We start from the raw sequence: 19,674 nt of genomic DNA, 5'->3' as shown, positions 1-19,674 counted from the left end.
GACGCCGAGCCGCTGTCGACGCCAGTCGGGTTACGCCGCTGGTTTCAGCGTCGCCGCGGTTTGCCCGAACATCACGCGCTTGGCCTCCTCGCTCATGGTCGGCTGGGTATTAACCTCGTCGGCGCGGGCGTAGGCGCGCCGGGTCGCCGGTCGCGCCGCGATGGCCGCGAACCAGCGCGCCAGGTGCGGAAAATCGGACAGCTTCTGGCCCTGCTTCTCGTGCGGCACGACCCACGGGTAGGCGGCCATGTCGGCGATCGAATACGCGTCGCCGGCGAGGAAGGCGCGGTCGGCCAAGCGCCGGTCCAGCACGCCGTACAGGCGGTTGGTTTCGTTCACGTAGCGGTCGATCGCGTACTGGATTTTTTCCGGCGCGTACTGGACGAAATGGTGGTTCTGTCCGGCCATCGGCCCCAAGCCGCCCATCTGCCAGAACAGCCACTGGGTCACTTCGGCGCGGCCGCGCACGTCGGCCGGCAGGAACTGGCCGCTTTTCTCGGCCAGGTATTGCAGGATCGCGCCGGATTCGAACAGGGAAATCGCCGCGCCGCCGTCGGCCGGGGCCTGGTCGACGATCGCCGGAATGCGGTTGTTGGGCGCAATCGCCAGGAATTCGGGCCGGAATTGCTCGCCCTTGCCGATGTTTACCGGGAAGATGCGGTAGGGTAGGCCCGCCTCCTCCAAGAACATCGTCACTTTATGGCCGTTTGGCGTGGTCCAATAGTACAGATCGATCATGTTTTGCTCTCTCCAAGTGGGGTTGCCGGCAAGGCGCTAACAATGTGCATGCCGGCGGCTGCGGGCACCGATATAATGCCACGTAAGCAAAAAAAGATTTGGCCAGCCCTCCCCCGGCCCCAGCCTCCCCCTTCCGCAGCAACACACTGGAAAGCGACGCCCATGCGCAAGACCCTGATCGTTCTGATGGCTGTTTTCCTGGCGGGCTGCGTCGACGATTCGGCCTCCTACTACATCGACGGGCGCGACCATTCGCTAACCTTGCGCCGCCAGCAAAGCTATTTCTGGAAAGACCAGGCGGCCGTTTCGCTGGTGGCCGCGCGCGTGCCGGAGTGCCAGCGCCTGCACCGGCTGACCACCGCGGAGCCGGCCGGCGACATGAAGGCCGAGCTGTTCGCCGCCGGCGACGGCACCTGGAACCTGCGCCTCGGCGACCAGTTGTGGCAGGTCGAAACGACCACCTGCAACAGCCTGACCGAGTTGCAGAACGATCCCAAGGCCGACCTCGGCCAGCTGGTCGGCAGCTTCGTGGTCAAGGGCGACAAGCTGGTGTTCGAGGCGGCGCCGGCGCAGTAGCGTTGCGTTTGCCAGGATCAAAACCGCGAGTTGGCGTGTCGTAGGTCGGATAGCGAAGCGTAATCCGACAATGTTGGCCGAAGCGAGACGCGCCGCCCCAGGCCGACGTTGTCGGGTTACGCCCTCGCGGGCTAACCCGATCTACAAAATCCGGCGTTTACGCGCGCGGGTAAGCAACATTATTCGGCCTGCGCTTGGACGCGATAAGACAAAAACAACAAAGTTGCCTATCCATTCAAACGCTCGCTGTCGAGGTGGGAGAGTTGGTAGTCGTTGTAGCGGCCGCCCGCCGCCGCGTCGGCCGGGATGGCCTCGTCGAGCCGGGCCAGGTCGGCCGCCGACAACTTGACGCTGGTCGCGCCCAGCGCCTCCCGCAGGCGGTCGCGGCGGCGCGCGCCGACCAGCGGCACGATGTCGTCGCCCTGCGCCGCCACCCAGGCGATGGCGACCTGCGCCACCGTCACGCCGAGCGCGTCGGCGATCGCCCGCACACGCTCGACCAGGTCCAGGTTGCGCGTCAGGTTGGCGCCCTGGAAGCGCGGGCTAAGCTGGCCGCGGAAGTCCGCTTCGCCTTCGCGCTGCTTCGACCAGTGCCCGCTGATCAGGCCGCGCGACAGCACGCCGTAGGCGGTCACGCCGATACCCAGTTCGCGCGCAACCGGCAGGATGTCGCGTTCGACGCCGCGCGAAATCATCGAGTACTCGATCTGCAGGTCGCTGATCGGATGCACCGCGTGGGCCCGGCGCAAGGTCTCGGCGCCGACCTCGGACAGGCCGATGTGGCGCACGTGGCCGGCCTTGACCAGGTCGGCGATGGCCCCCACCGTGTCCTCGATCGGCACGTTCGGATCGAGCCGCGCCGGGCGGTAGATGTCAATGCGGTCGGTGCCCAGCCGCCGCAGCGAGTAGGCGGCGAAATTTTTCACCGCCACCGGGCGGCCGTCGACGCCGCCCCAGCCGCCGTCCGGGTCGCGCAGCGCGCCGAACTTGACGCTGACGACGGCGTTGTCGCGCCGCCCGCCGGCCAGCGCCTCGCGCAGCAGCAGCTCGTTGTGCCCCATGCCGTAGAAGTCGCCGGTGTCGAGCAGCGTCACACCGGCTTCCAGCGCGGCGTGGATGGTGGCTAGGCTCTCGCCGCGGTCGGCCGGGCCGTACAGGTCGGACATGCCCATCAGGCCGAGGCCGAGTTGGGCCACTTGCGGGCCGGTGCGGCCAAGTTGACGATGTTCCATGTTGAATCTCCCAAGGGTGCGATGCGGTGGGGGCGCGGCGTGTGCCTGGCCCGGTGAAGCATTATGCAATTAACGATTCCGGTAATAAATGGGGTAATATTTATTACTTTATTCGAGAAAACGAAACAATCGGGAAGGTGGCGACATGGACCAGCTGAAGGCGATGCAAATTTTCAAATGCGTGGCGCAGTGCAAGAGCTTCACGCAGGCGGCCGAGCAGCTCGACCTGCCCAAGCCGACCGTGACGAACGCCGTGCAAAGCGTCGAGCAGCAGCTCGGCGTGCGGCTATTGCAGCGCACCACCCGCAAGGTCAGCCTGACGGTCGAGGGCGGCATCTACCTGGAGCGCTGCATCCGCCTGCTCAACGACCTTGAAGACGTCAACGCCCTGTTCCTCGGCCCCGACCACCTGCCCAGCGGCGCGGTGCGGGTCGACCTGCCGGAACGCTTCGCGCGCCTGCAGGTGATCCCGGCGCTGCCCGATTTCTTCCGGCAGTATCCGAACATACAGGTGCGGCTGGGGTCGAACGACCGCTACGCCGACCTGGTCGGCGAGGGCATCGACTGCGCGCTGCGCGTGGGCACGCTGCGCGACTCCAGCCTGGTGGCCAAACGCGTCGGCGAGCTGCACCAGGTGAACGTCGCCGCGCCCAGCTACCTGGAACAGCACGGCCGCCCGCACAGCCCCGCCGACCTGGCACGCCACTACGCCGTCAACTTCTTTTCCAGCCAGAGCGGCCGCGACTTCGACTGGGAATACCAGGAGGACGGCGCGACCCGTTCGATGGTGATGCGCAGCCTGATCTCGGTCAGCAGCGCCGAAGCCTACGTCGCCAGTTGCCGCGCCGGCCTGGGCCTGATCCAGGCGCCGCGCATGGGCATGGAGGCGCTGCTCGACGCCGGCGAGTTGGAGGAGGTGATGCCGCGCTGGCGCGCCGCGCCGCTGCCGGTCGCCATCGTGTATTCCCACAACAAGCACCTGTCGCCGCGGGTGCGGGTGTTCGTCGACTGGCTGGCCGGCATCCTGGAGCTGGCGTGACCAGCCGCGGCAATCCCGTCGGCGCAACGCGGCTGGCGGCGTAGGCACGTGGGTCGGCGATGTCCTTGGTTTCTTCGCCCCCCGGCGCCCTAGGTTTTTTCCTACATTATTGAGCGGCGTGTACTGACGTTAATGTTGAGCCATTTTGCTACTCTGAATATGAACCAATTCACTTAGGGAGCAATACTATGCGCGCGCTTGTTTATCATTCCCCCCACGAAGTCAAAGTCGATACCGTACCCGACCCGGTGCTGCAGGCGCCCGACGACATCATCGTCAAGATTACCGCCACCGCCATCTGCGGCTCCGATCTGCATCTGTACCGCGGCAAGGTACCCGGCATGGACGCCGGCGATATCCTGGGCCATGAATTCATGGGCGTGGTGGTGGACAAGGGCGCCGCGGTGACGGCGCTGGACAAGGGCGACCGCGTGGTGGTGCCGTTCGTAATCGCCTGCGGTAGTTGTTTTTTCTGCGACATGCAGTTGTTTTCCGCGTGCGAAACCACCAACCCCGACCGTGGCACGATCGTCAACAAGAAAAGCCTGCGTTCCGGCGCGGCGCTATTCGGCTTCAGCCATTTTTACGGGGGCGTGCCGGGCGGCCAGGCCGAGTATGCGCGGGTACCCAAGGCCAACGTGGGGCCGATCAAGATTCCCGCCAACCTGGCTGACGAGCAGGTTCTGTTTCTGAGCGACATCTTGCCCACGGGTTACCAGGCGGTGTTGAACGCCGGCGTGGGAAAAGGCTCCAGCCTGGCCATTTTCGGCGCCGGCCCGGTCGGCCAGATGGCCGCCGCGTGTGCGCGCATGCTCGGCGCCGAAACCATTTTCATGGTCGACCACCATCCGTACCGGCTTGAGTTCGCGCGCAGCCAATACGGCGTGATCCCGCTCAATTTCGATGAAGTCGACGCCGCCGAGATGATCATAGAAGGCAGTAATTCACGTGGCGTCGACGCGGTGATCGACGCGGTCGGCTTCGAAGCCAAGGGCAGCACGCTGGAAACGATGATGACCAATTTGAAGCTTGAGGGCAGTAGCGGCAAGGCGCTGCGCCAGTGCATCGCGGCGGTGCGCCGTGGCGGCACCGTCAGCGTGCCGGGCTTGTACGCCGGCTTCATCCACGGTTTCCTGTTTGGCGACGCGTTCGAAAAAGGTATTAGCATCCGCGCCGGACAGACCCATGTCCAGCGTTTCATGCCGGAATTGCTCGACTTTATCGACGCCGGCAAGCTACGCCCGGACGTCATCATTTCGCACCGGCTACCGCTGGAGCAAGCCGCCGAAGGCTACCGCATGTTCGACAAGAAAGAAGACGATTGCCGCAAGGTCGTGCTGACACCGTGATTATTATTGCTTGGCCGCGTAGCCGGGTTCCGCGGTGGCGCGAGTTGTGTGGATGAAGACGTCGGCGCCGCCGTCTTCCCGTCCCGGGTCGCTCGGCAGCGCCAAAGCCCGTGCCGCCAGTTGCCGCGCCGCTGCCGCTCGCCAACTGGCTGGCCGGCATCCTGGCGTTGGCGTGAATCGAACTGTGGCAAAATGCGGGCCGGCCTGCGCGCCGCCCATTTTGTCGTTTGAAGGAACTGGCATGACCAAGATCGAAGCAATGAAACGCATCAACGACCGCCTCGGCAACGCCGCGCTGACCGAGCAGAACACGCACTTCGCCAACGTCGTCGTGTATGGCGCCGACGAGGGCTGGTGGCTGAAAATCCCCTACCTGACCTTCAAGCGGGAACTGCACTTCATCCTCAACAACGAGAAGACCAGGAGCTTCCAGCACCTGACGATCAACGCCAACCAGATCCTCAGCCCGGGCATGAAATTCCGCAGCAGCGACGGCGCCGCCGACGCCTTCATGTCGGCCTCGTCGCCGAAACGCCTGGTCGACCTGCTGCCGGGCGGCAGCAAGTACAACTTCACCCGCCACGTCGTCAACGACTACCGCCACTAGCCTGGACACGTAGCTCGGATGCGGGGGCCGCCGAGGCAGCGTAATCCGACGCCGGGCCGCCGCCGACGCCTGTCGGGTTACGCCCTGGCGGGCTAACGGCGCGGGCGGTGCGCGTCCACCAGCAGCGCCGATATCGACACCGCCGACGGCGACTCCGGCCACTCGTCGACGGGGCCGAACCAGCGCGCCTCGGCGATTTCGTCCTCGTCGACGCGAATCTCGCCGTCGAGGTAGTCGGCGGTGAAGGCGATCATCAGCGAATGCGGGAACGGCCAGGACTGGCTCATGAAGTATTCCAGATTGTGCACCCGCAGGCCGACCTCCTCCATCACTTCGCGGTGCACCGCCTCCTCGATCGACTCGCCGGCTTCCAGGAAGCCGGCCAGCGGCGAATAACGCTTCGACGGCGAGGCCGTGTGCAACGCCAGCAGCACCGCGTCGCCCTTGCGGATCAATACCATCATCGCCGGCGAGATGCGCGGGTAGGCCGCCATGCCGCAGGCCGGGCATTGGTAGCAGCGCTCGCCCGGCGCCAGCGCCATCGGCGTCGCGCAGGCGCCACAGTAGCGGTGCGTGCGCGCCCATTCGACGATCTGGTTGGCCCGGCCCGCCAGGCCCAGCAGCCCGTCGTCGACGGCGCCGAACAGCGCGCGCAGGCCGTGGAAGGCGTAGCCCGGGTCCGCCAGCGCGTCGTCGGCCAGCGCCAGCGCCTGGCAATAGCGGCCGTCCCACAGGCCGACCGGATGGGCGCCGGCCGGCTCGACGCCGAGGGCCGCCAACGCGGCCGCGTCCGGCAAAGCCAGGTCGGCGCTGCGCAACAGCAGGCGGTTGCCGTGGAAAACGAAGGTCAGCGCGTCGGCGTGCGCCTGCGGCGTCGTCAACGCGGTGAAGGAAGCGGGTGTCTGCAGCATGCGCGGCCCTTGGTGGAGGTAAGTGGGAACAACTGGCCGGTGAAATGATACAGGCTCGCCGGGCGGTCGGCGCGGCCGCCGCCGCGGTGCCGCCAAGTGCGGCCGTTTTGCCCCTCTGCTCCGGGCTTGGCGGCCTTACAACACCGGATATATTGTTGACAACGGCGGGCGCCGACGACGCCCCGGCCGGGGCTGGAAAGTCGCTCTTTCCCCCCGACAAAAAGGTATGATAGGGTTTACCCACCCGGCCGGCCACGGCGCCACCGGACTAAAAACATGGAAGATCGACGATGACCGTACCCGCCTCCGCCTCCGCCCTGCCCGCGTTCCCGCCAGAAGCCGCGCAGGCCGTGCGCCAGGCCGGCGACGGCACGCTGGCGGTGGTCGACTTGTTCAACGCCGCCCAGCAATTGATCAACCAGGGCCAGGTCGCGGCCGCCATCGCGCTGTACCGCCTGTGGCTGGAGCGCACCGTTTCGCCGCTGAGCTACGCGGTCTGCTTCAACCTCGCCGTGGCGCTGTCGGGCGAAGCCGACGACCCCGGCGCCGAACAGTTGTACCGCCGCGCCATCGAGTTGAATCCGAATTTCGCCGAGGCACGCCTGAACCTGGGCACGCTGCTGGAGCGCTGCGGCCGCCCGGAAGAGGCGCTGCTGGCCTGGCGCGCGGTGCTCGACGGCCTGCAACCGCCGATCTCGGCGAACCGCGCGCTGCACCTACAAACGCTCAACAACCTGGGCCGCCTGCTGGAAATCCGCAAGCAGCTGGCCGAGGCCGAGGCGATACTGGCGCGCAGCCTGACGGTCGAACCGGACCAGCCGAACGTGATGACGCACTGGGTCCACCTGCGCCAGAAGCAGTGCGAATGGCCGGTCTACAGCGGCCTGTCGCACATCTCGACCGACCTGATGATGAGCGGCACCTCGGCGCTGGCCATGCTGAGCGCCTCGGCCGACCCGGCCCAGCAACTGGCGGCGGCGCGCCGCTTCGTCGACGAGAAGGTGCTCAGCGCCGTCAAGCCGCTGACCGGCGCCTACGGCTACGCCCACCAGCGCCTGCGCATCGGCTACCTGTCGTCGGACCTGTGCTCGCACGCGGTGGCGATCCTCACGGCCGAGTTGTACGAGCTGCACGACCGCAGCAAGGTCGAGGTTTACGCCTTTTGCTGGAGCAACAACGACAACTCGCCGCTGCAGGCCCGCGTGGTCAAGGCGATGGACCACTACGTGCGCATCGCCGACATGAGCGACGAGCAGGCCGCGCGCTGCATCCTCGGCCACGAAATCGACATCCTGGTCGACCTGCACGGCCTGACGCTGGGGGCGCGCCCGAACATCCTGTCGTACCGCCCGGCGCCGGTGCAGATGACCTACCTGGGCTTCCCCGGCACCACCGCGCTGCCGGGCATCGACTACGTGCTGGCCGACGCGTTCGTACTGCCGCCGGCGACGGCCGCCTACTTCACCGAAAAACCGCTGTACCTGCCCGACACCTTCCAGATCAACGACCGCCAGCGCCTGATCGGCAACTGCCCCGACAAGGCCAGTTGCGCGCTGCCGCCGAGCGGCTTCGTGTTCTGCTCGTTCAACAACAACTTCAAGTTCACGCCGGAGGTGTTCGCGGTCTGGATGCGCATCCTGCTACGCGTGCCGGACAGCGTGCTGTGGCTGGTGGCCGACCACGAAATCGTGCGCACCAACCTGCGCCGCAGCGCCGAGCAGGCCGGCGTCGAGCCGGCGCGCCTGGTTTTCGCCGCCCGCGCGGTGCCGGCCGAATACCTGGCGCGCTACCAGTTGGCCGACCTGTTCCTCGACACCTTCCCGTTCAACGCCGGCACCACCGCCAGCGACGCGTTGTGGGCCGGTCTGCCGCTGCTCACCTGCGCCGGCGCCACGTTCGCCTCGCGCATGGCCGGCAGCCTGCTGCGCGCGGTCGACCTGCCCGAGCTGATCACCTACAACTTCGCCGACTACGAGGAACTGGCGGTGGCGCTGGCGCGGGACCCGGCGCGCGTCGCCGCGATGAAGCGCCAACTGGTCGACAACCGCCTCAGCTGCGCGCTGTTCGACAGCCCGCGCTTCGTGCGCAACCTTGAGGCGCTGATGCTGGGCGTGGCCAAGCCGGCGGCGCCGCCGGCGGCGCCGCCGACGCCGGTCGAGCAGATCCCCATCGTCACGGTGTCGTACAACGCGCCCGACCTGATCGCCGCGCTGCTCGGCTCGCTGCGCCGGTTCTACCACAACCGCGTCTACGTCGTCGACGGCTCGCGCCCCGAAGTGGCCGAGCAGATCCGCGCCGTCGCGGCGCAGTTCGACAACGTCGAATTCATCCCGTTCGGCTACAACATCCACCACGGCCCCGGCCTGTCGTGGGCCATCAACCACCTGGGCCTGGAGGGCCAGGTGCTGTTCCTCGATTCCGACGTCGAAATCGTCAACCCGGGCTTCCTCGAATCGCTGCAAAGCCATTTGAAACCGGGCATGTACGGCGTCGGCGGCATCCAGCTGGTCAACGAGCAGGGCTACGACCGCCCCGACGACGGCGCCGTGCGCTACCTGCACCCGGCCTGCATGCTGACCAATATCGACGTGGTGCGCCAGTGGCCGATGCCGATCAAGCACGGCGCGCCGCTGATCCAGACCATGCTGGCGCTGCACCGCGCCGGCGCGCACGACCTGATCGACAGCATCGACTGGGTCAGGAACGACTTCAGCCGCGACCCGCGGCGCGTCTACATCAAGCACGACTGGCAGGGCACCGTGATCCGCACCGGCGGCTACCACTACGACCTGCCGACGGCGAGCGCCCAGGTCAACCTGGACCTGCTGGCCCTGGTGCCGCTGGACGCCCAAAAACTGGTCGAACTGGGCTGCCACGACGGCGCCTTCGCCAAGGCCTACAAGCAGCGCAACCCGATCTGCAACTATACCGGCATCGAGCGCGACCTCGGCCCGGCCCACGCGGCGCGGCCGCACTGCGACTTCGTCTTCGACGTCGACGTCGAGGGCGCCGGCGCCGAGCTGTGGGCGCACACCGCCGGCGCCGACTGCTGGATCCTCGGCGAGGTGCTGGAGCAGCTCAGCGACCCGTGGGCGCTGCTGGCCAAGATCCGCGCCAACATGGCGCCGGGCGGGCGCCTGGTGGCCGCCGTGCGCAACTTCCAGCACTGGAGCGTGCAGGCCCACCTGAACGCCGGCGACCTGCGCTACCAGGACGGCGGCGTGCTCGAACCGGCGCAGCTGCGCGTGTTCACCCGCGGCGGCGCGCTCGAGCTGTTCCGCCGCGCCGGCTTCCAGATCAGCGGCGGCAGCGCGCGCATCCTCGACGAGCCGCTGCGCGAAAAATACCTGCCGGCGATCCGCATGATGGCCGAGGCCAGCGGCCTCGACCCGGCCGTCGCGGTGGCCGACGCGCTGCCGGCGCAATACATCATCAGCGCCGTCGCCGCCTAGCGCCAAGCGCGCCACACAGCCCATTTTCCCGGAGCCGCACCAGCCATGAGCCTACCCAAAGTCAGCGTCGTCATCCCGTCCTACAAGCCCGGCCACTTCGAGCAGTGCCTGCGCTCGGCGCTGGGCCAGACCTATCCGAACATCGAAATCCTGGTCAGCGACAACTGCCCGAGCGAGGCGATCCGCGACGCCTGCGCGCGCCACCCCGGCGTGATCTACCAGCGCAGCGGCGCGCTGCGCGAAGCGAACGTGCTGTCGAGCTTTTACTCCGGCAAGGGCGAACTGATCAAACCGCTGTTCGACGACGACATCCTGCACCCCTTCTGCGTCGAGCGCATGGTGGCGGTGATGAACATGAACCCGTCGACGCAGATGGTGTTCTCAGCCTCGCAGGTGATCAACGCCGACAACGAACGCAGCGAAACGCGGCGGCCCTACCAGGCCAGCGGCAGCATGCCCGGCCTGGACATGCACCGCTCGATGGCGCTGGGCATGCGCAACTTCGTCGGCGAGTTCACCAGCATCATGTTCCGCCGCGAGAAGCTGTGGAGCATCGGCTGGAAGGACCTGTTCCGCATCGGCAGCCACGACTTCACGCTCGGCCTGGCCGACGTCGCCGCCTACTGCAACCTGGTCAAGGGCGGCGACGTCTTCTACATCGACGAGGAGCTGAGCTATTTCCGCCGCGACCAGCGCCTGCAGTCGAACTCGAACCCGGCCGCGAACCCGAATTTCGGCAACTGCTTCTCCGATTACATCGACCTGCTGGTGGTGTCGCACGAACAGGGGCTGGTCAGCCGCGCCGAGCTGCTCGGCCTGGAAGCGCAGGTCGACTCGGTGCACCAGCGCCTGGGCGGCGTGTTCGAGCAGGTCGGCCGCTCGCGCCTGCGCTACCTCGACTACGTCGCCGCGCTGCCGGCCGACGCCGCGCCGGCCCAACCACAGTAAACCCCAGGAGGCGCCCCATGGAAATTCTCGACCAGTGCCAGCTGATTGACCTGCCCAAGCACCACGACCCGCGCGGCAACCTGTCGGTGATCGAGGGCGGCGTGCACGTGCCCTTCGACATCAAGCGGGTCTACTACCTGTACGACGTGCCGGGCGGCTCCTCGCGCGCCGGCCACGGCCACATCGAGCTGCAGCAGTTGTTCATCGCCATGTCCGGCAGCTTCGACGTGGTGGTCGACGACGGCTACAGCCGCAAGAAGGTGCAGCTGAACCGCTCCTACCACGGCCTGTACGTGCCCGGCATGATGTGGCGCGAGGTGGAAAACTTCTCGTCGGGCGGGGTCTGCCTGGTGCTGGCCTCGACGCCGTACGACCCGAAAGACTATTACCACGACTACGACGAATTCGTCGACGCCGCGCACCAGCACCGCGAACGGCGCGCGGCCCTGGAAAAGAGCCCGACATGACCATTCCCTTCCTCGATCTGAAAGCGATCAACCTGGCCCAGGCCGACGAGCTGGAGGCGGCCTTCCACCGCGTGCTGCATTCCGGCTGGTTCGTCCTCGGCGGCGAAACCGCCGCGTTCGAGGCCAGTTTCGCCGCCTACTGCGGCAGCCGGCAGGCGATCGGCGTGGCCAACGGCCTCGACGCGCTGTTCCTGATCCTCAAGGCCTACGGCATCGGCCCCGGCGACGAGGTCATCGTGCCGAGCAACACCTTCATCGCCACCTGGCTGGCGGTCAGCCACTGCGGCGCCACGCCGGTGCCGGTCGAACCCGTCGAGGCGACCTACAACATCGACCCGGCGCGCATCGAGGCGGCCATTACGGCGCGCACCAAGGCCATCATGCCGGTGCACCTGTACGGCCAGCCGGCCGACATGGCGCCCATCATGGCGCTGGCCGGCAAGCACGGGCTGAAGGTGATCGAGGACGCGGCCCAGGCGCACGGCGCGCGCTGCCGCGGCGGCCTGGTGGGCCAGCTGGGCGACGCCGCCGCCTTCAGCTTCTACCCGGGCAAGAACCTGGGCGCGCTGGGCGACGGCGGCGCCGTCACCACCGACGACGCCGAACTGGCGCAGCGCATCCGCACCTACCGCAACTACGGCTCCCAGGTGAAGTACTACAACGAGGTGGCCGGCTACAACTCGCGGCTGGACGAATTGCAGGCGGCGCTGCTGAGCGTGAAGTTGAAGGTGCTCGACGAAGGCAACCGCCAGCGCGCCGCCATCGCCGCCGTCTACCAGCGCGAGCTGGCCGGCATCGCCGGCCTGACGCTGCCGGCGGTGCCGGAATGGGCCGAGCCGGTGTGGCACCTGTACGTGGTGCGCCACGCGCGGCGCGACGCGCTGGCGGCGGCGCTGGCCGGGCAGGGCATCGGCACGGTGGTGCACTATCCGGTGCCGCCGCACCGGCAACCGGCCTACGCCCACATGGGTTTCAAGGAGGGCGACTTGCCGCTGGCCGAGGCGATCCACCGCGAGGTGCTGAGCCTGCCGATGGGCACCACCATGACGCTGGAGCAGGCGCGCCAGGTATGCGCGGCGATCCGCCGCCACCTCGCCGCTTGAGCGCGAACCGGACGGCGCGACGCGCCGGCGCCTCCCCCCTACCCATCACATGCCGGCCGGCGCAGCGCGCCGCCCGGCCGGAGCACACGAGATGATCCATCCTAGCGCGCTGGTGTCGCCGCTGGCCCGGCTCGGCGAGAACGTCAGCGTCGGCCCCTTCAGCGTCATCCACGACAACGTCGAGATCGGCGCCGACTCGGTCGTCGACGGCTTTTGCGAGCTCGGTTATCCCAGCCCGCTGGCCGACGGCCTGCCGCTGCTGATCGGCGCCGGCGCGCGGATCCGCTCGCATTCGGTGTTTTACCAGGGTTCGCGCTTCGGCGCCGGCCTGGTCACCGGGCACCGCGTCACGGTGCGCGAAAAAACCGTGGCCGGGCTGGCCTTCCAAATCGGCACGATGAGCGAAATCCAGGGCGACTGCAGCGTCGGCGACCACGTGCGCTTCCAGTCCAACGTCTTCGTCGGCAAGATGTCGCGGATCGGCAATTTCGTCTGGATCTTCCCGTACGTGGTGCTGACCAACGACCCGCACCCGCCCAGCAACGTGCTGCTCGGCTGCGACATCGGCGATTTCGCCGCGATCGCCGCGATGTCGGTGGTGCTGCCGGGCGTGAAGGTGGGCAGCCAGGCGCTGGTGGCGGCGCACAGCAAGGTGCAGCGCGACGTCGCGCCGGGCACCGTGGTCGGCGGCAATCCGGCGCGCTACCTGTGCGACACCGCCAAGATCGTGCTGCGCGACGGCAGCGAGCGCCCGGCCTACCCGTGGACCACGCATTTCCGCCGCGGCTACCCGGACGCCGTCACCGCCGGCTGGGACGCGCCGGCGCACGGATAGCCGGCGCGCGGCGCGGCAAGCGCGGCGCGGCCGGCGCCCCGATTAATTCCGTACGGAAATTGAAAATCGGACCTCCGCGGGGCGATCCACCTTTGCTTTTCGTTTAGAATACGAGGGACACGGCTGACCAACCAGTCTGCGGAACAAACTCATAACAATCTGGGGATAGCGTGAAAGCAGTCATCTTGGCAGGCGGACTGGGCACCAGGCTCAGCGAAGAAACCACGGTCAAACCGAAGCCGATGGTGGAGATCGGCGGCAAGCCGATCCTCTGGCACATCATGAAGAATTATTCGGCGCACGGCATCAACGACTTCGTCATCTGCTGCGGCTACCGCGGCTACGTGATCAAGGAATTCTTCGCCAACTACTTCATGCACACCTCGGACGTCACCTTCGACCTGCAAAAGAACGCGATGGAGGTGCACGAGCGCCACGCCGAACCGTGGCGCGTGACGCTGATCGACACCGGCGCCGAGACCATGACGGGCGGGCGCCTGAAGCGGGTGCGCCAGCACGTCGACAACGACGAGGCCTTCTGCTTCACCTACGGCGACGGCGTGGCCGACGTCGACATCGGCGCCAGCATCGCCTTCCACAAGGCGCACGGCAAGCTCGGCACCATGACGGCGGTGCAGCCGCCGGGGCGCTTCGGCGCCATCGACATCGACGGCCAGCGCATCGTCAGCTTCAAGGAAAAACCCCAGGGCGACGGCAACTGGATCAACGGCGGCTACTTCGTGCTCTCGCCGCGGGTGATCGACTACATCGACGGCGACGCCACCACCTGGGAAAAGGCGCCGATGGAAACGCTGGCGCGCGACAACCAGATGGACGCCTTCCACCACCACGGCTTCTGGCAGCCGATGGACACGCTGCGCGACAAGGTGCTGCTGGAGGAGCTGTGGCAAAGCGGCAAGGCGCCGTGGAAGCGCTGGCCGTGACGCCGTCGTTCTGGCACGGCAAGCGGGTCTTCCTGAGCGGCCACACCGGCTTCAAGGGCGGCTGGCTGAGCCTGTGGCTGCAACAGCTGGGCGCGCACGTCACCGGCTACGCGCTGGCCGCCCCCGCCGGCCCCAGCCTGTTCGAGGCGGCGCGCGTCGGCGCCGGCATGGACAGCGTGCTCGGCGACATCCGCGACGCGCCGGCCCTGCGCGCGGCGATGCGGGCGGCGCGCCCGGAAATCGTCATCCACATGGCGGCCCAGGCGCTGGTGCGCCATTCCTACGCCAACCCGGTGGAAACCTACTCGACCAACGTGATGGGGCTGGTGCACCTGTTCGAGGCTGTGCGCGCCACGCCGGGCGTCAAGGCGGTGCTCAACGTCACCAGCGACAAGTGCTACGAAAACAAGGAATGGGCCTGGGGCTACCGCGAGAACGAGGCCCTCGGCGGCTACGACCCGTACAGCAACAGCAAGGCGTGCGCCGAACTGGTCACGGCCGGCTACCGCAGCTCCTTCTTCAACCCTGAAAAATACGCCGAACACGGCGTGGCGCTCGGTTCCGGCCGCGCCGGCAACGTCATCGGCGGCGGCGACTGGGCCGAGGACCGCCTGATCCCCGACATGCTGCGCGCCATCGCCGCCGGCGAACCGGTGCGCATCCGCAGCCCGCACGCGGTGCGGCCGTGGCAGCACGTGCTGGAGCCGCTGTCGGGCTACCTGAGCCTGGCCGAACACCTGTACCGCGACGGCGCGGCGTACGCCGAGGGCTTCAACTTCGGCCCGCACGACGTCGACGCCCGCCCGGTCGAATGGATCATCGCGCGCCTGTGCGAAAGCTGGGGCGCCGGCGCCGCCTGGCAGCTGGACGGCGCGCCGCAGCCGCACGAGGCGACCTACCTGAAACTGGACTGCTCCAAGGCGCGCGCGCGCCTGCACTGGCAGCCGCGCTGGAACCTGGGCCGCACGATCGACCAGATCGTCGCCTGGCACCGGGCCCACGCCGGCGGCGCCGACATGCACGCCCTGACGCTGGCGCAAATCGCCGACTATCAACACACCGACACCAAGTAAGGCCGCAACCATGAGCGAAGCACAAAGCAAAGAACAACTGCGCGAGCAGATCATCAAACTGGTGGCCGAATACGGCGCCCTGGCCAGCGCGCCGAAGCCGTTCGAGCCGGGCGTGACGGTGATTCCGCCGGCCGGCAAGGTGGTCGGCGCGGCGGAGATGGAACTGATGGTCGAGGCCTCGTTGGACGCCTGGCTGACCACCGGCCGCTTCAACGACCAGTTCGAGGCCAAGCTGGCCAAGCTGATCGGCGTGCGCCACCTGATCACGGTGAACTCGGGCTCCTCGGCCAACCTGGTCGCGTTCAACACGCTGACCTCGCCGAAGCTGGGGCAGCGGGCGATCCAGCCGGGCGACGAGGTGATCGGCGTGGCCGCCGGCTTCCCCACCACCGTCAACCCGATCCTGCAATTCGGCGCCGTGCCGGTGTTCGTCGACGTCGACCTGGCCACCTACAACATCGACGTGACGCAGCTGGAAGCGGCGATTTCCGGCAAGACCAAGGCGATCATGCTGGCCCACACGCTGGGCAACCCGTACAACCTGGACGTGGTCGTGGCGCTGTGCAAAAAGTACAACCTGTGGCTGATCGAAGACTGCTGCGACGCGCTCGGCTCGACCTACCGCGGGCAGATGGTCGGCACCTTCGGCGACATCGGCACCATGTCGTTCTACCCGGCCCACCACATCACCATGGGCGAAGGCGGCGCGGTGTTTACCGACAACGCCGAGCTGAAGATGATCGCCGAGTCGTTCCGCGACTGGGGCCGCGACTGCTACTGCGCGCCGGGCAAGGACAACACCTGCGGCAAGCGCTTCTGCCAGAAGCTGGGCACGCTGCCGCAAGGCTACGACCACAAATACACCTACAGCCACCTCGGCTACAACCTGAAGATCACCGACATGCAGGCCGCCTGCGGCGTCGCGCAGATCGAGCGCGCGGCCGGCTTCATCCAGGCGCGCAAGGACAACTTCGCCTATCTGAAGCAGCGCCTGCAATCGTGCGCCGAGTTCCTGATCCTGCCGGAGGCCACCGAGCATTCGGATCCGTCGTGGTTCGGCTTCCCGATGACGCTCAAGCCGGAGGCCAACGTCAGCCGGGTCGACCTGCTGACCTACCTCGACCAGCACAAGATCGGCACCCGCCTGCTGTTCGCCGGCAACCTGACGCGCCAGCCCTACATGATCGGGCGCCACTACCGCGTCGCGGGCGAGCTGACCAACACCGACCGCGTCATGCACGACACCTTCTGGATCGGCGTGTTCCCCGGCCTGAGCAGCGAGATGCTCGACTTCACGATCGAGAAACTGGAAGCGTTCTTTGGCGTCGGCTTCTAACGTGCCGGCGACGGCAAAAACCGCCGGCGTCGAACCCGGCGCGGGCTTGCCCCCTCCGGGCCGGACCCCGGCTTCCCGGCCGTGCCCTCGCCCGGCCGGCGACAAGGAACGACATGACTGACACAACCGGCGGCCGCGCCGCCGCCGGCTACCGCCCCGGCGTTTCCCCTGCTGACGTCGGGCTGATGCTCACGCACACCCCGGCCGCCGTCTGGGAGGCCCTGCGCGGCCAGCGCATTTTCGTCACCGGCGGCACCGGCTTCGTCGGCTGCTGGTTGCTCGAGGCGCTGCTGGCCGGCCACGAGCGCTTCCAGCTCGGCCTCGAACTGACGGTGCTGACGCGCGCGCCCGAACGCTTCCGCGCCAAGGCGCCGCACTTGGCCGGGCACCCGGCGCTGCGCCTGATGGCCGGCGACGCCACCGATCTGGCCGGCGTCGACGGCCGCTTCGACACCATCCTGCACCTGGCCACCGACGTCGTCAGCCCCGGCGCCGACCCGCTGCGCGTGTACCGCGACATCGTCGGCGGCGCCGAACAAACGCTGGCGCTGGCGGCCCGCGCCGGCAGCGCGCGCTACCTGCTGACCAGTTCCGGCGCCGTCTACGGGCGCCAGCCCGGCGACTGCCCGTTGGTGCCGGAACAGCACACCGGCGCGCCCGCCACCACCGACCTGCAGAGCGCCTACGGCCAGGCCAAACGCAGCGCCGAATTCCTGCTCGCCTGCCACGCCGGCGAGCACGGCACGCAGGCGCGCATCGCCCGCTGCTTCACCTTGGTCGGCCCCTACATGGCGCTGGACGCCCAGTTCGCCATCGGCAATTTCATCCGCGACAGCCTGGCCGGCGGGCCGGTGCGGGTCGGCGGCGACGGCACGCCGCTGCGCTCCTACCTGTACGCCGCCGACATGGCCGTGTGGCTGCTGACGATCTTGATCAACGGCGACGCCCAGCCCTATAATGTTGGTTCGTCGCAAGCCATTTCGGTGGCCGAGCTGGCGCGCCACGTCAGCCGCACGCTGCGCGGCGCCGAGGATGTCGTCATCGCCCGGGCGGCGGCGAGCGGCCCGGCGCCGGCGCGGTACGTGCCGTCGACGGCGCGCGCCGCCAGCCTCGGACTGCGCGAATACACCGACCTGAGCGCGGCCATCCGCGCCACGGCCGCCTGGCATACGCAGCCCCCCGCGCGATGAGCACGCCCGCATCGCATCCGGCGCACGCGCCCGACCATCCCTGGGACCACAGTATGTCCGCCTCCCCCCTTCGCCACCTCCGACGCGCGCTGCCACGGCCGGGCCCGTCGTCGACCCACAGGACAGAGCACCAATGAACACAACCGAAGACCTAGCCCAACGCATCCGGCTGCAAAGCCTGCGCATGTGCCACCAAAAGAGGGCGTCGCACCTGGGCGGCGCCCTGTCGGTGGCGGACGTGTTGGCCGTGCTGTACGGCGCGGTGCTGGCGAAGGATCCGGCGCGGCCGCGGGCGCCCGAGCGCGACCGCCTGTTCTACAGCAAGGGACATGCCTGCACGGCGCTGTACGCGGCGCTGGCCGAAACCGGCTATTACGACAGGGCCGAACTGGACAGCTATACCGACAACGGTAGCCATTTCACCTCGCACGTCAACCATAAGGTGCCGGGCGTGGAACTGTCGACCGGCAGCCTAGGCCACGCGCTGTCGGTGGCGGCCGGGGTCGCGCTGGCCGGCCTGCGCCGCGGCCAGCCGTGGCACACCTACGCCATCCTCAGCGACGGCGAACTCGATGAAGGATCGAACTGGGAGGCCATCCTGTTCGCGCCGCACCACCGCCTTGAGAATCTGACGCTGATCGTCGACTACAACAAGATCCAAAGCTTCGGTAGCACCGCCGAGGTGCTCAACCTCGATCCGCTGGGCGCCAAGTTCGAGGCGTTCGGCTGGGACACGCTCGAGGTGGACGGCCACGACCACGACCAACTGTCGGCGGCGTTGTCCAAGCAGGGCCGCCTGGGCCGGCCGCGCGCGGTGATCGCCCACACCGTCAAGGGCAAGGGCGTGAGCTTCATGGAAGGACAGTTGGCCTGGCATTACAAATCGCCCGACGCGGCGCAATACGCGGCGGCACTTGCCGAGCTGAGCGGGGAAACAGCATGAGAAACAGTTTTATCACGACCCTGACGGCCCAGGCCGCGCAGGACGAGCGCATCTTCCTGCTGTGCGGCGACCTCGGCTATTCGGTGCTGGAGCCGTTCGCCGCGCAGTTCCCCGAGCGCTTCCTGAACGTCGGCATCGCCGAACAGAACATGATGGGCCTGGCGACCGGCCTGAGCATGGAAGGCTATACGGTGTTCTGCTACTCGATCGGCAATTTTCCGACCCTGCGCTGCATGGAGCAAATCCGCTACGACGTCGCCTACCACGAAGCCAACGTCAAGGTGATCGCCGTCGGCGGCGGCTACGCCTACGGCCCGCTGAGCACCTCGCACCACACCACCGAGGAACTGGGCATGTTGCGCACCATCCCCGGCATGGTGGTGGCGGCGCCCGGCGACCCGGCCGAGGTCGAGGCGATGACGGCCTTCCTCGCGCGGCACCGCGGCCCCTGCTATATGCGCCTGAACAAGGCCGGCGAAGCGCGGCTGCACTTGCAGCCGCCGCCGCTCACCCTGGGCGGCATCGTGCCGGTGCGGGTGGCTGCGGGCGGCGCCCACAGCGCGGCCGTGTTCGCCACCGGCGACATGGTCGGCTACGCCAGCCGCTACCTCGAGCAGCACCGGGTCGCGGCCGACCTGTACAGCTTCCCCTTCGTCAATCCAATCGACACCGCGCAACTGGCGGCGCTGGCGCGGCGCTACCACCAGGTGGCCACGCTGGAAGAGCACCAGGCCAACGGCGGCTTCGGCTCGGCGGTGCTGGAGCGGCTGCACGACCTGCTCTCGGATGGTGCGCTGGCGCGGCTGCCGGCGGTCAAACGCATCGCCATTCCGAACACCTTCACCAGCGTGGCCGGGACCCAGGACTATCTGCGCGAAAAAATGCGCCTGCGACTGGACGGCTGGCCACCCGCCCCGTCCTGAGCCCGGCC

General features: G+C 67.9%; 18 protein-coding genes. 15 read left to right on the top strand and 3 right to left on the bottom strand.

From position 1 onward, the window contains the following. Positions 1-30 precede the first annotated feature (30 nt). Positions 31-738 (bottom strand): glutathione binding-like protein, encoded by a 708-nt coding sequence (locus JANGC3_RS0120825; protein WP_017878429.1) that lies wholly within the window; start codon positions 736-738, stop codon positions 31-33. Between the two features lie 162 nt (positions 739-900). Between JANGC3_RS0120825 and JANGC3_RS0120820 the strand changes: the two genes are divergently transcribed. Then, positions 901-1,314 (top strand): hypothetical protein, encoded by a 414-nt coding sequence (locus tag JANGC3_RS0120820; RefSeq protein ID WP_017878428.1) that lies wholly within the window; start codon positions 901-903, stop codon positions 1,312-1,314. A 227-nt stretch (positions 1,315-1,541) separates the two neighbouring features. Here the strand turns inward: JANGC3_RS0120820 and JANGC3_RS0120815 are convergent, their stop codons facing one another. Continuing rightward, on the bottom strand, positions 1,542-2,546 hold the full coding sequence (locus tag JANGC3_RS0120815; RefSeq protein ID WP_026133278.1) for an aldo/keto reductase: 1,005 nt from the start codon (positions 2,544-2,546) through the stop codon (positions 1,542-1,544). Positions 2,547-2,691: 145 nt separating this feature from the next. Between JANGC3_RS0120815 and JANGC3_RS0120810 the strand changes: the two genes are divergently transcribed. From JANGC3_RS0120810 to JANGC3_RS0120800, 3 genes are all read left to right on the top strand, one after another. After that, positions 2,692-3,585: a LysR family transcriptional regulator gene (locus JANGC3_RS0120810; RefSeq protein ID WP_017878426.1), complete on the top strand. Its 894-nt coding sequence runs from the start codon at positions 2,692-2,694 to the stop codon at positions 3,583-3,585. A gap of 188 nt (positions 3,586-3,773) precedes the next feature. Next, positions 3,774-4,934, top strand: coding sequence for a zinc-dependent alcohol dehydrogenase (locus tag JANGC3_RS0120805; RefSeq protein ID WP_017878425.1), 1,161 nt, complete (start codon positions 3,774-3,776; stop codon positions 4,932-4,934). 241 nt (positions 4,935-5,175) lie between these two features. Next, a complete protein-coding gene (locus JANGC3_RS0120800; protein WP_017878424.1) occupies positions 5,176-5,541 on the top strand; it encodes a hypothetical protein in 366 nt (121 codons plus the stop codon). Positions 5,542-5,633: 92 nt separating this feature from the next. Here JANGC3_RS0120800 and nudC read toward each other — a convergent pair whose 3' ends face one another. Continuing rightward, positions 5,634-6,452 carry an NAD(+) diphosphatase gene (nudC, locus tag JANGC3_RS0120795; RefSeq protein ID WP_017878423.1) on the bottom strand — a complete coding sequence of 273 codons (819 nt, stop codon included), beginning with the start codon at positions 6,450-6,452 and terminating at the stop codon, positions 5,634-5,636. Between the two features lie 290 nt (positions 6,453-6,742). Between nudC and JANGC3_RS0120790 the strand changes: the two genes are divergently transcribed. The 11 genes from JANGC3_RS0120790 to JANGC3_RS0120740 all read left to right on the top strand — a co-directional run bounded on the left by JANGC3_RS0120790 (position 6,743) and on the right by JANGC3_RS0120740 (position 19,666). Continuing rightward, a complete protein-coding gene (locus JANGC3_RS0120790) occupies positions 6,743-9,904 on the top strand; it encodes an O-linked N-acetylglucosamine transferase family protein (protein ID WP_017878422.1) in 3,162 nt (1,053 codons plus the stop codon). A gap of 45 nt (positions 9,905-9,949) precedes the next feature. Further along, positions 9,950-10,852, top strand: coding sequence for a glycosyltransferase family 2 protein (locus JANGC3_RS0120785; RefSeq protein ID WP_017878421.1), 903 nt, complete (start codon positions 9,950-9,952; stop codon positions 10,850-10,852). 17 nt (positions 10,853-10,869) lie between these two features. Beyond that, positions 10,870-11,319 carry a sugar 3,4-ketoisomerase gene (locus JANGC3_RS0120780; RefSeq protein WP_017878420.1) on the top strand — a complete coding sequence of 150 codons (450 nt, stop codon included), beginning with the start codon at positions 10,870-10,872 and terminating at the stop codon, positions 11,317-11,319. After that, positions 11,316-12,422, top strand: a complete 1,107-nt coding sequence (locus tag JANGC3_RS0120775) for a DegT/DnrJ/EryC1/StrS family aminotransferase (protein ID WP_017878419.1) — start codon at positions 11,316-11,318, stop codon at positions 12,420-12,422. Before JANGC3_RS0120780 ends, JANGC3_RS0120775 begins: the two co-directional genes overlap by 4 nt. A 91-nt stretch (positions 12,423-12,513) precedes the next feature. Continuing rightward, complete coding sequence (locus JANGC3_RS0120770) at positions 12,514-13,257, top strand: acyltransferase (protein ID WP_026133277.1); 744 nt, start codon at positions 12,514-12,516, stop codon at positions 13,255-13,257. Between the two features lie 170 nt (positions 13,258-13,427). Beyond that, on the top strand, positions 13,428-14,201 hold the full coding sequence (gene rfbF, locus JANGC3_RS0120765; protein WP_026133276.1) for a glucose-1-phosphate cytidylyltransferase: 774 nt from the start codon (positions 13,428-13,430) through the stop codon (positions 14,199-14,201). Beyond that, positions 14,162-15,274 (top strand): CDP-glucose 4,6-dehydratase, encoded by a 1,113-nt coding sequence (gene rfbG / locus JANGC3_RS0120760; protein WP_017878416.1) that lies wholly within the window; start codon positions 14,162-14,164, stop codon positions 15,272-15,274. Before rfbF ends, rfbG begins: the two co-directional genes overlap by 40 nt. Positions 15,275-15,284: 10 nt before the next feature. Next, on the top strand, positions 15,285-16,610 hold the full coding sequence (rfbH, locus tag JANGC3_RS0120755) for a lipopolysaccharide biosynthesis protein RfbH (protein WP_017878415.1): 1,326 nt from the start codon (positions 15,285-15,287) through the stop codon (positions 16,608-16,610). A gap of 113 nt (positions 16,611-16,723) precedes the next feature. Next, positions 16,724-17,800: an NAD-dependent epimerase/dehydratase family protein gene (locus JANGC3_RS29755; RefSeq protein WP_081611931.1), complete on the top strand. Its 1,077-nt coding sequence runs from the start codon at positions 16,724-16,726 to the stop codon at positions 17,798-17,800. Positions 17,801-17,933: 133 nt separating this feature from the next. Next, complete coding sequence (locus JANGC3_RS0120745; RefSeq protein WP_017878413.1) at positions 17,934-18,743, top strand: transketolase; 810 nt, start codon at positions 17,934-17,936, stop codon at positions 18,741-18,743. Next, a complete protein-coding gene (locus JANGC3_RS0120740; RefSeq protein ID WP_017878412.1) occupies positions 18,740-19,666 on the top strand; it encodes a transketolase family protein in 927 nt (308 codons plus the stop codon). Before JANGC3_RS0120745 ends, JANGC3_RS0120740 begins: the two co-directional genes overlap by 4 nt. The last annotated feature ends 8 nt before the right edge of the window (positions 19,667-19,674 follow it).

It is taken from the genome of Janthinobacterium sp. CG3 (assembly GCF_000344615.1).
Classification (GTDB): Bacteria; Pseudomonadota; Gammaproteobacteria; order Burkholderiales; family Burkholderiaceae_D; genus Janthinobacterium.
This window is presented reverse-complemented; position numbering and strand designations above follow the sequence as displayed.